Origin of the sequence: Acidovorax kalamii (assembly GCF_002245625.1) — a bacterium.
Lineage (GTDB): Bacteria > Pseudomonadota > Gammaproteobacteria > Burkholderiales > Burkholderiaceae_C > Acidovorax > Acidovorax kalamii.
The window spans coordinates 151995-165139 of sequence record NZ_NOIG01000009.1 but is presented as its reverse complement, the minus strand read 5'-3'; the positions used below and the strand labels follow the sequence as shown (position 1 = coordinate 165139).

The following is a 13145-nucleotide window of genomic DNA, read 5'->3' as shown; positions in this document are numbered from 1 at the left end:
CTCTGGCATGAGCGCGACTACTAAACCCGTCAACCAGAAAGCCTGGTTCCTGATCCTGCCCGTGATTCTGTGCGTGGCCTTCTCGGCCATCCTGCCGCTGATGACCGTGGTGAACTACTCGGTGCAGGACATCATCTCGCCCGAGCGGCGCGTGTTCGTCGGCACCGAATGGTTTGCCGCCGTGATGCGCGATGAGGAACTGCACGCGGCGCTGTGGCGCCAGCTGACCTTCTCGCTGGCGGTGCTGGCGGTGGAGATCCCGCTGGGCATCCTGCTGGCGCTGTCCATGCCTGCGCAGGGCTGGAAGTCGTCCGCCGTGCTGGTGGTGGTGGCGCTGTCGCTGCTGATTCCGTGGAACGTGGTGGGCACCATCTGGCAGATCTATGGCCGCGCCGACATCGGCCTGATGGGCCGCATGCTGCAGGAAATGGGCATCGAATACAGCTACACCGGCAACGCCACGCAGGCCTGGCTCACGGTGCTGCTGATGGACGTGTGGCACTGGACGCCGCTGGTGGCGCTGCTGGCGTTTGCCGGGCTGCGCTCCATCCCCGACGCGTACTACCAGGCGGCCCGCATTGACGGCGCCAGCAAGTTGGCGGTGTTCCGTTACATCCAGCTGCCCAAGATGCGCGGCGTGCTGATGATTGCCGTGCTGCTGCGCTTCATGGACAGTTTCATGATCTACACCGAGCCCTTCGTGCTCACGGGGGGCGGGCCGGGCAATGCCACCACGTTCCTCAGCCAGTACCTCACGACCAAGGCGGTCGGCCAGTTCGACCTGGGCCCTGCCGCAGCGTTCTCGCTGATCTATTTCTTCATCATCCTGCTGCTGTGTTTCATCCTCTACAACTGGATGCAGCGCGTGGGCACCGTCAGCGACGAAGGAGCCGGCCATGAATGAAAAACGTTTCCAGAAGCGCACGCTGTTCCTGATTGCGTACCTGCTGTTTGCGCTGTTGCCCATCTACTGGATGGTCAACATGAGCTTCAAAACGAATGAGGAGATCCTGTCGAGCTTCTCGTTCTTCCCGCAGAACTTCACCTGGGCCAACTACAAGACCATCTTCACCGATGCGTCGTGGTACTCGGGCTACATCAACAGCCTGATCTATGTGGCGATCAACACGGTGATCTCGCTCACCGTGGCGCTGCCCGCAGCCTATGCCTTCAGCCGCTACCAGTTCATGGGCGACAAGCATGTGTTCTTCTGGCTGTTGACCAACCGCATGACGCCGCCCGCCGTGTTCTTGCTGCCGTTCTTCCAGCTTTACACCACCGTGGGGCTGATGGACACGCACATTGCCGTGGCGCTGGCCCACCTGCTGTTCAACGTGCCACTGGCGGTGTGGATCCTGGAAGGCTTCATGAGCGGCATCCCGCGCGAGATCGACGAGACGGCCTACATCGATGGCTACAGCTTCCCGCGCTTTTTCATGACCATCTTCCTGCCGCTGATCAAGGCCGGTGTGGGCGTGGCGGCGTTCTTCTGCTTCATGTTCAGCTGGGTGGAGCTGCTGCTGGCCCGCACGCTGACCAGCGTGAACGCCAAGCCCATCGTGGCCACCATGACGCGCACTGTGAGTGCCTCGGGCATGGACTGGGCGACGCTGGCGGCCGCCGGGGTGCTGACCATCGTGCCCGGCGCCATCGTGATCTGGTTTGTGCGGCACTACATCGCGAAGGGTTTCGCGATGGGCCGGGTTTGAGGAGGCAGCGATATGTTTGACTGGATGGCCTGGACGCTGCCGGTGGCGGTGTTCTTTACGTGCATCGTGCTGATGCTGGTGGGCATGGCGGTGTGGGAGATCAAGTCGCCCACAACCATGCGCAAGGGTTTCCTGCCCCTGGAGACCACGCGCGGCGACCGGCTCTTTATCGGGCTGCTGTCGGCCGCCTACGTGAACCTGATCTTTGTGGGCATCAGCGGCAAGCTGGCCCAGTGGTTCAGCCTGCAGGGCGATCCGTCGATCTGGATCAGCTTTGTGGTGTCGATGGCGCTGCTGGCGCTGATCATGCGCAAGGGTTAAGGAGAAAAATGGCCGCTTGCGCCTGATGGGTAAGCGTCTGTAGCTATTGTTTTTGTAGTGTCGAAGGCCTGGCCTGGTTCCCCCCCGGGTTGGTGCCGGTCTACCAATGGGGGTCTCAATCTGAGAGGAGACAGCAATGAAGATGCAGTTCAAGGCGATCGCTTTCGCCGCCGCGGCCCTGGCGATGGGGCAGGCTGCCTGGGCCGGCGAGGCCGAGGCCAAGAAGTGGATCGACAGCGAATTCCAGCCATCCACGCTGAGCAAAGACCAGCAGATGGCCGAGATGAAGTGGTTCATCGACGCAGCCAAAAAACTCCAGGCCAAGGGCGTGAAGGAAATTTCGGTCGTGTCCGAAACCATCACCACCCACGAATACGAATCCAAGACGCTCGCCAAGGCGTTCGAGGAAATCACGGGCATCAAGGTCAAGCACGACCTGATCCAGGAAGGCGACGTGGTCGAGAAGCTGCAGACCTCCATGCAGTCGGGCAAGTCCATCTATGACGGCTGGATCTCGGACTCGGACCTGATCGGTACGCACTACCGTTACGGCAAGATCATGAACCTGACCGACTACATGGGCGGTGCAGGCAAGGAATGGACCAACCCCGGCATTGACCTCAAGGACTACATCGGCACCAAGTTCACCACCGGCCCCGATGGCAAGCTGTACCAGCTGCCTGACCAGCAGTTCGCCAACCTGTACTGGTTCCGTGCCGACCTGTTCGACCGCAAGGACATCAAGGACAAGTTCAAGGCCAAGTACGGCTACGACCTGGGCGTGCCGCTGAACTGGAGCGCCTACGAAGACATCGCCGAGTTCTTCACCAACGATGTGAAGAACATCGACGGCAAGCCGATCTATGGCCACATGGACTACGGCAAGAAGGACCCTTCGCTGGGCTGGCGCTTCACCGATGCCTGGCTGTCCATGGCCGGTACCGCCGACATTGGCGCGCCCAATGGCCTGCCGATCGACGAATGGGGCATCCGCGTGGCCGACGACAAGTGCACACCGGTGGGTGCCTCGGTGGCCCGCGGCGGTGCGACCAACTCGCCGGCCGCCGTTTACGCCCTGACCAAGTACGTGGACTGGATGAAGAAGTACGCGCCCAAGGAAGCCACGGGCATGACCTTCGGCGAAGCCGGCCCCGTGCCCGCCCAGGGCCAGATCGCGCAGCAGATCTTCTGGTACACCGCCTTCACGGCCGACATGACCAAGCCCGGCCTGCCCGTGGTGAACGCCGACGGCACGCCCAAGTGGCGCATGGCCCCCGGCCCGAACGGCCCGTACTGGAAGCAAGGCATGCAGAACGGCTACCAGGACGTGGGCAGCTGGACTTTCTTCAAGGACCACGACGCCAACAAGACGGCTGCCGCCTGGCTCTACGCCCAGTTCGTGACGGCCAAGACCACGTCGCTGAAGAAGACCATGGTGGGCCTGACGCCTATCCGCGAGTCCGACATCCAGTCCAAGGCCATGACCGACATGGCGCCCAAGCTGGGCGGCCTGGTCGAGTTCTACCGCAGCCCCGCCCGCGTGGCATGGTCGCCCACCGGTACCAACGTGCCCGACTACCCCAAGCTGGCCCAGCTCTGGTGGAAGAACGTGGCCCAGGCCGTGACGGGTGAAAAGACCCCGCAAGGTGCCATGGACACCCTGGCCGACGAAATGGACCAGGTGATGGCCCGCCTGGAGCGCGCTGGCATGGCCCACTGCGCGCCCAAGCTCAATGCCAAGAGTGATCCCAACAAGTGGCTGAGCGACAAGCAGGCTCCCTGGAAGAAGCTGGCCAACGAAAAGCCGAAGGGCGAAACCATTGCCTACGACAAGTTGCTGCAGGCCTGGAAGGACGGCAAAACGCGTTGAGTCTGTGACCTCCGCGTTTTGACAACCTCCACAGGCAGCCAGGGCTCATAAGGTCTCTGGCTGCCTTTTTCACTCCATACCGCCCCCGATGACCAGCGCGTCGAGGGCGGTTTCCTCCCCGGAAGTGTCAAGAATTCAAGGGTAAACCCTTAATTCTTGCTTCATCCATGGACAATCACCCCCATGACCACTGCCTCCGCCCCCCTTCCTACGCAACGCGCCGACCTGCTGGCCCGCCTGGCCCAGCCGCACCACTATGACCTCGCCGTGATCGGCGGGGGGGCGACGGGGCTGGGGGTTGCGTTGGATGCGGCGGCGCGCGGTTTCAGCGTGGTCCTGGTGGATTCGCACGACTTTGCCAAAGGGACCTCGTCCCGCGCCACGAAGCTGGTGCATGGTGGAGTCCGTTACCTAGCGCAGGGCAACATCGCCCTGGTGCGCGAGGCGCTGCATGAGCGCACCACCTTGCTGCACAACGCCCCCCACCTTGCGCAGCCACTGCCTTTCGTGATGCCGTCGTACCGTTTCTGGGAAACCCCCTTCTACGGCGTCGGGCTGATGATGTATGACGCGCTGGCGGGCAAGGCCGGCCTGGGTGCCACCCAGTTCCTGGGGCGCGAGAGCACCTTGCGGTGCCTTCCCACCGCCCGTACCGAAGGCCTGAAAGGCGGCGTCAAGTACTGGGACGGACAGTTTGACGATGCCCGCCTGGCCCTGGCTCTGGCGCGCACGGCGGCCAGCCTGGGCGCGCTGGTGGTCAATTACTGTTCAGCCAAGTCGCTGGTCCATGAGGCCGGCAAGGTCGTGGGTTTTGTCTGCGAGGACGCGGACAGCGGCCAACAGTTCACTGTGCGCGCCCGGTCGGTGGTCAACGCCACGGGCGTGTGGGTGGACACCCTGCGCCAGATGGACGGCGAAGCCATCGGGCGGCCCGTCAAGCCCATGGTGGCGCCCAGCCAGGGCGTGCACATCGTGGTGGACCGCGAGTTCTTGCCGTCAGACCACGCCTTGATGGTGCCCAAGACGGCCGATGGCCGCGTGCTGTTTGCCGTGCCCTGGCTGGGCAAGCTCATTCTGGGCACCACCGACAGCCCGCGCCAGGACGTGGTGCGTGAGCCTGAGCCCTTCCGGGAGGAGGTGCGGTTCATCCTGGAGGAATCTGCCCGCTACCTCACCCGCGCGCCCAAGGCCGAGGACATCCGCAGCATCTGGGTGGGGCTGCGCCCCCTGGTGAAGCCGCAGGACGACGACGGCGACAACACCAAGAAGATCAGCCGCGAGCACACGGTGCTGGCCAGCCGCAGCGGGCTGATCACCGTGACGGGGGGCAAATGGACCACCTACCGCGCCATGGCCGAGGATGTGTTGCAAAAATGCTTCGCCACGGGCCTGCTCCCTGCAAAACCCGCTGGTGTGACCAATCAGCTGCCCCTGGTGGGCACCCCCCAGGCGCCTGTGCAGCACCACATCAGCGATGCGCAGGGGTTGCATTCCTATGGCAGCGAGGCGGCCGCCGTACAGGCGATCCCCGGGGCGCAGACGGTGCTGGGCGGTGGCCTGACCGAGGCGATGGTGCGTTTTGCCGCGCGGCACGAGTACGCCTGCACGGTGGAAGATGTGCTGGCGCGCCGCTCCCGGCTGCTGTTCCTGGATGCGCGCCAGGCCATCCAGCTCGCGCCTGCGGTGGCAGGCATCCTGCGCGAGGAATTGGGGGGCGACCCCCAACTGGAGGCCTTCCAGGCCTTGGCCCAGCAGTACCTGCACGTTCCTTTGTGATAGAGCGCTTGACTTCATAAAAGTCCTTTGCCATAATCGAGGGCTTCGCGTTCAAAGCGTGAAGTTTCTGCCCAGCGGGAAGTGCTGCAAATGGTTTGCGGTGCGGACGACGGGCCCAAGACTGACTGGCTGATCTGCAGCCCTTGAGAGGTTCTCTGGGGCTGTTGTCTTCTGGTGCAAGTTGGGAATATTGAAATGATCCAGACAGAATCTCGGTTAGAGGTTGCCGACAATACCGGCGCCAAGTCCGTCCTTTGCATTAAGGTGCTGGGTGGCTCGAAGCGTCGCTATGCAAGCGTGGGCGACATCATCAAGGTGAGCATCAAAGAAGCCGCTCCACGTGGCCGCGTCAAAAAAGGCGAGGTTTACAGCGCAGTGGTGGTTCGCACGGCGAAGGGTATTCGTCGTGGCGACGGTTCGCTCGTCAAATTCGACGGCAACGCTGCAGTGTTGCTGAATGCAAAGTTGGAGCCCATCGGCACCCGCATCTTTGGACCCGTGACGCGTGAACTGCGTACCGAGAAGTTCATGAAGATCGTGTCCCTGGCTCCTGAAGTTCTCTAAGGACGCGCCATGAACAAGATTCGCAAGGGCGACGAAGTCATCGTGCTGACCGGCCGTGACAAGGGCAAGCGTGGCACCGTCACGCTGCGCAAGGATGACTCCCATCTCGTCATCGACGGTATCAACCTGGTCAAGAAGCACGCCAAGCCGAACCCCATGAAGGGCACGACCGGCGGCATCATCGAAAAGGCCATGCCGATTCACCAGTCCAACGTGGCCATCTTCAATGCCGCTACTGGCAAGGCTGATCGCGTGGGCATCAAGGTGCAGGCTGACGGTTCGCGCGTTCGCGTGTTCAAGTCCAGCGGCGCTGAAATCAAGGCGGCCTAAGGGGTAAACATGGCACGACTCCAAGACATTTACCGCGACAAGATCGCTCCCGAGCTGACCAAGCAGTTCGGTTACACCTCGCCGATGCAGGTTCCCCGTCTGACCAAGATCACCCTGAACATGGGCGTGAGCGAGGCAGTCTCGGACAAGAAGGTGATGGACAACGCCGTGGCCGACCTGACCAAGATTGCTGGTCAGAAGCCTGTGGTGACCAAGGCCAAGAAGGCTATCGCCGGTTTCAAGATCCGCGAAGGCCAGGCCATCGGTTGCATGGTCACGCTGCGTGGCGTGCAGATGTATGAGTTCCTGGACCGTTTCGTGACCGTGGCTCTGCCCCGCGTCCGTGACTTCCGTGGTATCTCCGGTCGCGCCTTTGACGGCCGTGGCAACTACAACATCGGCGTCAAAGAACAGATCATCTTCCCTGAAATTGAGTACGACAAGGTTGACGCTTTGCGCGGTCTCAATATCAGCATCACCACGACGGCCAAGTCCGACGAAGAAGCCAAGGCGCTTCTCGCTGGTTTCCGTTTCCCGTTCAAGAACTGAGGCGAAGCATGGCTAAAGTAGCTTTGATCCAGCGCGAACTGAAGCGCGAAAAACTGGCAGCCAAGTACGCAACCAAGTATGCGGAACTGAAGGCAATCGCTGGCGATGCCAAGCGCAGTGACGAAGAGCGTGATGCAGCCCGTCTGGGCCTGCAGAAGCTCCCACGCAATGCCAACCCCACGCGTCAGCGCAACCGTTGCGAAATCACCGGTCGTCCACGCGGCACCTTCCGTCAATTCGGTCTGGCCCGCGCCAAGATCCGCGAACTGGCTTTCAATGGCGACATCCCTGGTGTCACCAAGGCCAGCTGGTAAGCAGGCAGGAGAGATTAAACATGAGCATGAGTGATCCCATCGCTGACTTGCTGACCCGCATCCGTAATGCACAGATGGTCTCCAAGGCCACGGTTCTGGTGCCTTCTTCCAAAGTGAAGATCGCCATCGCCCAGGTGCTGAAGGACGAAGGTTATATCGACGGCTTCCAGGTGAAAACCGAAGCTGGCAAGTCGGAACTCGAAATTGCCCTGAAGTACTACGCAGGCCGCCCCGTGATTGAGCGCATCGAGCGCGTCAGCCGCCCTGGTCTGCGTGTCTACAAAGGCCGTGATTCCATTCCACAAGTCATGAACGGTCTGGGTGTGGCAATTGTCACGACGCCCAAGGGCGTGATGACCGACCGCAAGGCGCGCGCTACCGGTGTTGGTGGCGAAGTGCTGTGCTACGTGGCCTAACCCGCGGCATTGAGGAGAAACTGAAATGTCCCGAGTAGGAAAAATGCCCGTGACCATCCCCGCAGGTGTGGATGTGTCCGTGAAAGATGACCAGATCTCCGTGAAGGGTTCTGGCGGCGCCCTGTCGCTTGCACAAAACGTGCTGGTGAAGGTGTCGAGCAATGACGGCAAGCTCAGCTTTGAGCCCGTCAACGACTCCCGCGAAGCCAACGCCATGAGCGGCACGATTCGCCAGTTGGTCAACAACATGGTGGTCGGTGTCAGCAAGGGCTTTGAGAAGAAGCTGAGCCTGGTGGGCGTGGGCTACAAGGCCGCCGCTTCGGGTTCCAAGCTGAACCTGGCTGTCGGTTACTCGCATCCGGTCAACATCGAAATGCCCGCTGGCATCACGGTGGCTACCCCTACCCCCACGGAAGTGGTGATCAAGGGCGCTGACCGTCAACGCGTCGGTCAAATCGCTGCCGAGATCCGTGCTGTTCGTCCTCCCGAGCCTTACAAGGGCAAGGGCATCCGTTATGCGGACGAAAAGATCACGATCAAAGAGACCAAGAAGAAATAAGGAGCTGCAACATGTTGACCAAGAAAGAGCAGCGTCTTCGTCGTTCGCGTCAGACACGCATCCGCATTGCACAGCAAGGCGTGGCGCGTCTCACCGTGAACCGTACGAACCTCCATATCTACGCCAGTGTGATTTCTGGCGACGGCAGCAAGGTGCTGGCCAGCGCTTCCACGGCCGAAGCCGATGTGCGCAAGTCGCTCGGCGGTTCGGGCAAGGGTGGCAATGCCGCTGCAGCCCAGATCATCGGCAAGCGCATCGCTGAAAAGGCGAAGGCAGCAGGCGTCGAGAAGGTTGCATTTGATCGCGCAGGCTTTGCCTACCACGGTCGCGTCAAGGCCCTGGCCGACGCAGCCCGTGAAGCCGGCCTGCAGTTCTAAGCGGAGCGGAATACAAAATGGCTAAATTTCAACCCAAAGTGCAGAGCGAAGGTCAAGACGACGGTCTGCGCGAAAAAATGATCGCGGTCAACCGCGTGACCAAAGTCGTGAAGGGTGGCCGTATTCTCGGTTTCGCCGCACTGACGGTGGTTGGCGACGGTGACGGCCGCGTTGGCATGGGCAAGGGCAAGTCCAAGGAAGTGCCTGCTGCTGTGCAAAAGGCGATGGAAGAAGCCCGCCGCAACATGGTCAAGGTGTCACTGAAGAACGGCACCATTCACCACAATGTGACGGGCCACCATGGCGCCGCTGTTGTGATGATGGCGCCCGCCCCCAAGGGTACCGGTATCATCGCTGGCGGTCCTATGCGCGCAGTCTTCGAAGTGCTGGGTGTGACCGATATCGTGGCCAAGAGCCATGGCTCGTCCAACCCGTACAACATGGTTCGCGCCACGTTCGATGCGCTCGTCAATTCGACGACTCCGTCGAATGTTGCTGCCAAGCGCGGCAAGACGGTCGAAGACATCTTCGCCTGAACCGGAGTTTGAATATGACTACGCAACAAACCGTCAAGATTCAACTGGTGCGCAGCCCGATTGGCACCAAGGAATCGCACCGCGCCACCGTTCGCGGCCTGGGCCTGCGCAAGCTCAACAGCGTGAGCGAGCTGCAGGACACGCCCGAAGTGCGCGGCATGATTAACAAGATCAGCTACCTGGTCAAAATCGTCTGAGAGATAGATCATGGAACTCAATAGCATCAAGCCCGCAGACGGCGCCAAGCATGCCAAGCGCCGTGTAGGCCGTGGTATCGGCTCCGGCCTGGGCAAGACCGCTGGCCGTGGTCACAAGGGCCAGAAGTCCCGCTCCGGTGGTTACCACAAGGTGGGCTTCGAAGGCGGCCAAATGCCTCTGCAACGTCGCTTGCCCAAGCGCGGCTTCAAGTCGCACCTGCTCAAGTTCAATGCAGAAGTGACGCTGACGGCTCTGGACCAACTCGGCTTGGCCGAAGTGGATGTCCTGGCACTCAAGCAAGCCGGCCTGATCGGCGAGCTGGCCAAGGTGGTCAAGGTGATCAAGAGCGGTTCCCTCACCAAGGCGGTCAAGCTGAACGGTGTGGGCGCCACGGCAGGTGCCAAGGCAGCCATCGAGGCTGCTGGCGGCAGCGTCGCCTGAGTTCGGCACTGAAGGAAGGCACCTGTGGCTACTAGCGCGGCTCAAATTGCAAAGACCGGCAAGTTCGGCGACCTGCGTCGTCGTCTGGTTTTTCTGTTGCTTGCGCTGGTCGTGTATCGCATCGGGGCTCATATCCCTGTGCCCGGTATCGATCCAGCCCAACTTCAGCAGCTTTTCAGCGGCCAGCAAGGCGGCATCCTGAACCTGTTCAACATGTTCTCGGGTGGTGCACTGTCGCGCTTCACGGTCTTCGCCTTGGGGATCATGCCGTACATCTCGGCGTCGATCATCATGCAGCTGATGACCTACGTGTTGCCCGCGTTTGAGCAGCTGAAAAAAGAAGGTGAAGCCGGTCGTCGGAAGATCACGCAGTACACCCGTTACGGCACACTGGGCTTGGCCCTGTTCCAGTCGCTGGGCATTGCTGTGGCGCTGGAAAGCTCGGCTGGCTTGGTGTTGAGCCCTGGCTTTGGTTTCCGTCTGACGGCTGTGGTGAGTTTGACCGCCGGTACGATGTTCTTGATGTGGCTGGGTGAGCAAATCACTGAGCGGGGCCTGGGGAATGGTATTTCCATCCTCATCTTCGCTGGCATCGCTGCGGGTTTGCCGAGTTCGATCGGTGGACTGCTGGAACTGGTGCGTACTGGTGCGATGAGCATCCTGGCGGCCATCTTCATCGTCCTCGTGGTCGGTCTGGTGACTTACTTCGTGGTGTTTGTTGAGCGTGGCCAACGCAAGATTTTGGTGAACTATGCCCGTCGTCAGGTGGGGAACAAGGTGTACGGTGGTCAATCGTCGCACTTGCCCCTCAAGCTGAACATGGCGGGTGTGATTCCTCCGATCTTTGCCTCGTCGATCATCCTGCTGCCTGCAACGGTGGTGAACTGGTTCAGTGCTGGTGAGTCGATGCGTTGGTTGAAGGACATTTCGGGTGCTCTGACTCCTGGTCAGCCCATCTATGTGATGTTCTATGCCGCAGCGATCATCTTCTTCTGTTTCTTCTATACGGCGCTGGTTTTCAACAGCCGTGAAACTGCAGACAACCTGAAGAAGAGTGGTGCGTTCATCCCGGGCATTCGCCCAGGTGAGCAGACCGCACGCTACATCGATAAAATCCTGGTCCGCCTGACTTTGGCCGGTGCCATGTACATCACCTTTGTGTGCCTGCTGCCAGAGTTTCTGATCCTGAAGTACAACGTTCCGTTTTACTTCGGCGGAACATCACTGCTGATCATTGTGGTCGTGACCATGGACTTCATGGCCCAGGTCCAGAACTACATGATGTCGCAACAGTACGAGTCGCTGCTCAAGAAAGCCAATTTCAAGGGCAATCCCGGCGGTTGAGGATGACGGAAAGCGGTAGCCGCATGGCGGTGCCGCTTGCAAACGACTGAATGTCGATTAAGTTGGCGCCCCACGATTTTTCGCGGGCACAAATTGTGTTCCGTGCGAAGCAGCCGGGACGGATGGAAAAGTTTTAGGAGAATGCAATGAGAGTTTCGGCTTCGGTCAAAAAAATCTGCCGCAACTGCAAGATCATCCGCCGCAAGGGTGTGGTGCGTGTGATCTGCACGGATCTGCGTCACAAGCAGCGCCAAGGTTGATTGGAAAGTATTAGAGGACGCATATGGCACGTATCGCTGGCATTAACATTCCGCCGCACAAGCACGCGGAAATCGGTTTGACCGCCATTTTTGGCATTGGTCGCACCCGCGCTCGCAAGATCTGCGAAGCAACTGGTATCGCTTACTCCAAGAAGATCAAGGATCTGACGGACGGCGATCTGGAAAAAATTCGCGAGCAAATCGAGCAGTTCACCATTGAAGGTGACCTGCGCCGCGAAACCACGATGAACATCAAGCGTTTGATGGACATCGGCTGCTATCGTGGCTTCCGCCATCGCCGCGGTCTGCCAATGCGTGGCCAGCGCACCCGTACCAATGCACGCACCCGCAAGGGTCCGCGCAAGGGTGCTGCTGCACTGAAGAAATAAAGATTGAAAGATCATCATGGCTAAGTCTCCTGCCAATAACGCAGCTCAGCGCGTCCGCAAGAAGGTCCGGAAAAACGTTTCGGACGGCATTGCCCACGTGCACGCCTCGTTCAACAACACCATCATCACGATCACCGATCGCCAGGGCAACGCTCTGTCGTGGGCTTCGTCCGGTGGCCAAGGTTTCAAGGGCTCGCGCAAGTCCACTCCTTTCGCAGCCCAGGTGGCTTCGGAAGTCGCAGGTCGCGCTGCCATCGACCAAGGCATCAAGAACCTTGACGTTGAAATCAAGGGTCCTGGTCCTGGCCGTGAATCCTCGGTGCGCGCTCTGGGCGCGCTGGGCATTCGCATCACGTCGATCTCCGACGTGACGCCTGTGCCCCACAACGGCTGCCGCCCTCAAAAGCGCCGTCGTATCTAATTTTCTCAAAGCCCACCGCCGCCTGTGAACGCGCAAGCGCCTCAGGCGGCTCCCGCAATGGTTTGCGGTAGATGACACAAAGGAAGCTCAAGTGGCACGTTACCTCGGCCCCAAGGCCAAACTCTCCCGCCGTGAAGGCACGGACCTGTTCCTGAAGAGCGCTCGGCGCTCGATCGCTGACAAGTCCAAGTTCGACTCCAAGCCCGGCCAACATGGCCGCACTTCGGGTGCACGTACCTCCGACTACGGCCTGCAACTGCGCGAAAAGCAGAAGGTCAAGCGCATGTACGGCGTGCTGGAAAAGCAGTTCCGCCGCTACTTCGAAGCCGCAGATGGCAAGAAGGGCAACACCGGCGCCAACCTGCTGTTCCTGCTGGAATCGCGTCTGGACAACGTCGTGTACCGCATGGGTTTCGGTTCGACCCGCGCCGAAGCACGCCAGCTGGTGTCCCACAAAGCGATCACCGTGAACGGAAAGTCCGTGAACATCGCTTCTTACCTGGTCAAGGCCGGTGATGTGGTGGCTGTGCGTGAAAAGTCCAAGAAGCAAGCCCGCGTTGTGGAAGCCCTGCAACTGGCAGCCCAAGTTGGCATGCCTGCGTGGGTGGAAGTGAACGCCGACAAGGCAGAAGGCATCTTCAAGAAGACGCCTGACCGTGATGAATTCGGTGCCGACATCAACGAATCGCTGATCGTTGAGTTGTACTCGCGCTAATCGGGCGAGTCAGTCAATCAAGAAAACCGTCCCTGAACCGCGAGGCATCGCGGTTT

20 protein-coding genes are annotated in these 13145 nt (G+C 60.4%); all 20 read left to right on the top strand.

Features of this window, described 5'->3' with window-relative positions; translation table 11 throughout:
- The first annotated feature begins 7 nt into the window (after positions 1-7).
- The 20 genes from CBY09_RS14810 (at position 8) to rpsD (ending at position 13089) form a co-directional block, all read left to right on the top strand.
- A complete protein-coding gene (locus tag CBY09_RS14810; RefSeq protein ID WP_094290352.1) occupies positions 8-904 on the top strand; it encodes a carbohydrate ABC transporter permease in 897 nt (298 codons plus the stop codon).
- Positions 897-1709 carry a carbohydrate ABC transporter permease gene (locus CBY09_RS14805; RefSeq protein WP_055395662.1) on the top strand — a complete coding sequence of 271 codons (813 nt, stop codon included), beginning with the start codon at positions 897-899 and terminating at the stop codon, positions 1707-1709. The genes CBY09_RS14810 and CBY09_RS14805 overlap by 8 nt, the downstream gene beginning before the upstream one ends.
- Positions 1710-1721: 12 nt before the next feature.
- Positions 1722-2030 carry a DUF2160 domain-containing protein gene (locus CBY09_RS14800; protein ID WP_063462377.1) on the top strand — a complete coding sequence of 103 codons (309 nt, stop codon included), beginning with the start codon at positions 1722-1724 and terminating at the stop codon, positions 2028-2030.
- Between the two features lie 136 nt (positions 2031-2166).
- Positions 2167-3900 (top strand): ABC transporter substrate-binding protein, encoded by a 1734-nt coding sequence (locus CBY09_RS14795; RefSeq protein ID WP_094290351.1) that lies wholly within the window; start codon positions 2167-2169, stop codon positions 3898-3900.
- A gap of 183 nt (positions 3901-4083) precedes the next feature.
- Positions 4084-5676: a glycerol-3-phosphate dehydrogenase/oxidase gene (locus CBY09_RS14790; RefSeq protein ID WP_094290350.1), complete on the top strand. Its 1593-nt coding sequence runs from the start codon at positions 4084-4086 to the stop codon at positions 5674-5676.
- Positions 5677-5871: 195 nt separating this feature from the next.
- Positions 5872-6240, top strand: coding sequence for a 50S ribosomal protein L14 (rplN, locus tag CBY09_RS14785; RefSeq protein WP_007861702.1), 369 nt, complete (start codon positions 5872-5874; stop codon positions 6238-6240).
- A 9-nt stretch (positions 6241-6249) separates the two neighbouring features.
- Complete coding sequence (rplX, locus tag CBY09_RS14780; RefSeq protein ID WP_015016019.1) at positions 6250-6570, top strand: 50S ribosomal protein L24; 321 nt, start codon at positions 6250-6252, stop codon at positions 6568-6570.
- Between the two features lie 9 nt (positions 6571-6579).
- On the top strand, positions 6580-7119 hold the full coding sequence (rplE, locus tag CBY09_RS14775; RefSeq protein ID WP_015016018.1) for a 50S ribosomal protein L5: 540 nt from the start codon (positions 6580-6582) through the stop codon (positions 7117-7119).
- 8 nt (positions 7120-7127) lie between these two features.
- Positions 7128-7433 (top strand): 30S ribosomal protein S14, encoded by a 306-nt coding sequence (gene rpsN, locus CBY09_RS14770; protein ID WP_015016017.1) that lies wholly within the window; start codon positions 7128-7130, stop codon positions 7431-7433.
- Positions 7434-7453: 20 nt separating this feature from the next.
- The gene (rpsH, locus tag CBY09_RS14765) at positions 7454-7849 is read left to right on the top strand and encodes a 30S ribosomal protein S8 (RefSeq protein WP_005793636.1); all 396 of its coding nucleotides are present in this window, start codon (positions 7454-7456) and stop codon (positions 7847-7849) included.
- 25 nt (positions 7850-7874) lie between these two features.
- The gene (rplF, locus tag CBY09_RS14760) at positions 7875-8408 is read left to right on the top strand and encodes a 50S ribosomal protein L6 (protein WP_063462382.1); all 534 of its coding nucleotides are present in this window, start codon (positions 7875-7877) and stop codon (positions 8406-8408) included.
- An 11-nt stretch (positions 8409-8419) separates the two neighbouring features.
- Positions 8420-8785 (top strand): 50S ribosomal protein L18, encoded by a 366-nt coding sequence (gene rplR / locus CBY09_RS14755; protein WP_005793639.1) that lies wholly within the window; start codon positions 8420-8422, stop codon positions 8783-8785.
- 17 nt (positions 8786-8802) lie between these two features.
- Positions 8803-9321 (top strand): 30S ribosomal protein S5, encoded by a 519-nt coding sequence (gene rpsE / locus CBY09_RS14750; protein WP_034711783.1) that lies wholly within the window; start codon positions 8803-8805, stop codon positions 9319-9321.
- Positions 9322-9335: 14 nt separating this feature from the next.
- Positions 9336-9518, top strand: coding sequence for a 50S ribosomal protein L30 (rpmD, locus tag CBY09_RS14745; protein ID WP_063462383.1), 183 nt, complete (start codon positions 9336-9338; stop codon positions 9516-9518).
- A 10-nt stretch (positions 9519-9528) separates the two neighbouring features.
- Positions 9529-9960 (top strand): 50S ribosomal protein L15, encoded by a 432-nt coding sequence (rplO, locus tag CBY09_RS14740; RefSeq protein WP_056420309.1) that lies wholly within the window; start codon positions 9529-9531, stop codon positions 9958-9960.
- 24 nt (positions 9961-9984) lie between these two features.
- Positions 9985-11304: a preprotein translocase subunit SecY gene (secY, locus tag CBY09_RS14735; protein ID WP_094290349.1), complete on the top strand. Its 1320-nt coding sequence runs from the start codon at positions 9985-9987 to the stop codon at positions 11302-11304.
- 146 nt (positions 11305-11450) lie between these two features.
- The gene (gene rpmJ, locus CBY09_RS14730) at positions 11451-11564 is read left to right on the top strand and encodes a 50S ribosomal protein L36 (RefSeq protein ID WP_005793651.1); all 114 of its coding nucleotides are present in this window, start codon (positions 11451-11453) and stop codon (positions 11562-11564) included.
- Between the two features lie 23 nt (positions 11565-11587).
- A complete protein-coding gene (gene rpsM, locus CBY09_RS14725; protein WP_008906516.1) occupies positions 11588-11953 on the top strand; it encodes a 30S ribosomal protein S13 in 366 nt (121 codons plus the stop codon).
- A gap of 16 nt (positions 11954-11969) precedes the next feature.
- Complete coding sequence (gene rpsK / locus CBY09_RS14720) at positions 11970-12374, top strand: 30S ribosomal protein S11 (protein ID WP_005793662.1); 405 nt, start codon at positions 11970-11972, stop codon at positions 12372-12374.
- A 91-nt stretch (positions 12375-12465) separates the two neighbouring features.
- On the top strand, positions 12466-13089 hold the full coding sequence (rpsD, locus tag CBY09_RS14715; RefSeq protein ID WP_026435318.1) for a 30S ribosomal protein S4: 624 nt from the start codon (positions 12466-12468) through the stop codon (positions 13087-13089).
- Positions 13090-13145: the final 56 nt, after the last annotated feature.

Excerpts from the sequence above, each read along its gene's own strand:
- rplE (WP_015016018.1), top strand. The coding sequence starts at position 6,580 with ATGGCACGACTCCAAGACATTTACCGCGACAAGATCGCTCCCGAGCTG.
- CBY09_RS14800 (WP_063462377.1), top strand. The coding sequence starts at position 1,722 with ATGTTTGACTGGATGGCCTGGACGCTGCCGGTGGCGGTGTTCTTTACG.
- CBY09_RS14795 (WP_094290351.1), top strand. The coding sequence starts at position 2,167 with ATGAAGATGCAGTTCAAGGCGATCGCTTTCGCCGCCGCGGCCCTGGCG.
- CBY09_RS14810 (WP_094290352.1), top strand. The coding sequence starts at position 8 with ATGAGCGCGACTACTAAACCCGTCAACCAGAAAGCCTGGTTCCTGATC.
- rpmJ (WP_005793651.1), top strand. The coding sequence starts at position 11,451 with ATGAGAGTTTCGGCTTCGGTCAAAAAAATCTGCCGCAACTGCAAGATC.
- rpsK (WP_005793662.1), top strand. The coding sequence starts at position 11,970 with ATGGCTAAGTCTCCTGCCAATAACGCAGCTCAGCGCGTCCGCAAGAAG.
- rplR (WP_005793639.1), top strand. The coding sequence starts at position 8,420 with ATGTTGACCAAGAAAGAGCAGCGTCTTCGTCGTTCGCGTCAGACACGC.
- rpsM (WP_008906516.1), top strand. The coding sequence starts at position 11,588 with ATGGCACGTATCGCTGGCATTAACATTCCGCCGCACAAGCACGCGGAA.
- rplN (WP_007861702.1), top strand. The coding sequence starts at position 5,872 with ATGATCCAGACAGAATCTCGGTTAGAGGTTGCCGACAATACCGGCGCC.
- rpsN (WP_015016017.1), top strand. The coding sequence starts at position 7,128 with ATGGCTAAAGTAGCTTTGATCCAGCGCGAACTGAAGCGCGAAAAACTG.
- rplF (WP_063462382.1), top strand. The coding sequence starts at position 7,875 with ATGTCCCGAGTAGGAAAAATGCCCGTGACCATCCCCGCAGGTGTGGAT.
- rplO (WP_056420309.1), top strand. The coding sequence starts at position 9,529 with ATGGAACTCAATAGCATCAAGCCCGCAGACGGCGCCAAGCATGCCAAG.
- rpmD (WP_063462383.1), top strand. The coding sequence starts at position 9,336 with ATGACTACGCAACAAACCGTCAAGATTCAACTGGTGCGCAGCCCGATT.
- rpsH (WP_005793636.1), top strand. The coding sequence starts at position 7,454 with ATGAGCATGAGTGATCCCATCGCTGACTTGCTGACCCGCATCCGTAAT.
- rplX (WP_015016019.1), top strand. The coding sequence starts at position 6,250 with ATGAACAAGATTCGCAAGGGCGACGAAGTCATCGTGCTGACCGGCCGT.
- rpsE (WP_034711783.1), top strand. The coding sequence starts at position 8,803 with ATGGCTAAATTTCAACCCAAAGTGCAGAGCGAAGGTCAAGACGACGGT.
- CBY09_RS14790 (WP_094290350.1), top strand. The coding sequence starts at position 4,084 with ATGACCACTGCCTCCGCCCCCCTTCCTACGCAACGCGCCGACCTGCTG.
- CBY09_RS14805 (WP_055395662.1), top strand. The coding sequence starts at position 897 with ATGAATGAAAAACGTTTCCAGAAGCGCACGCTGTTCCTGATTGCGTAC.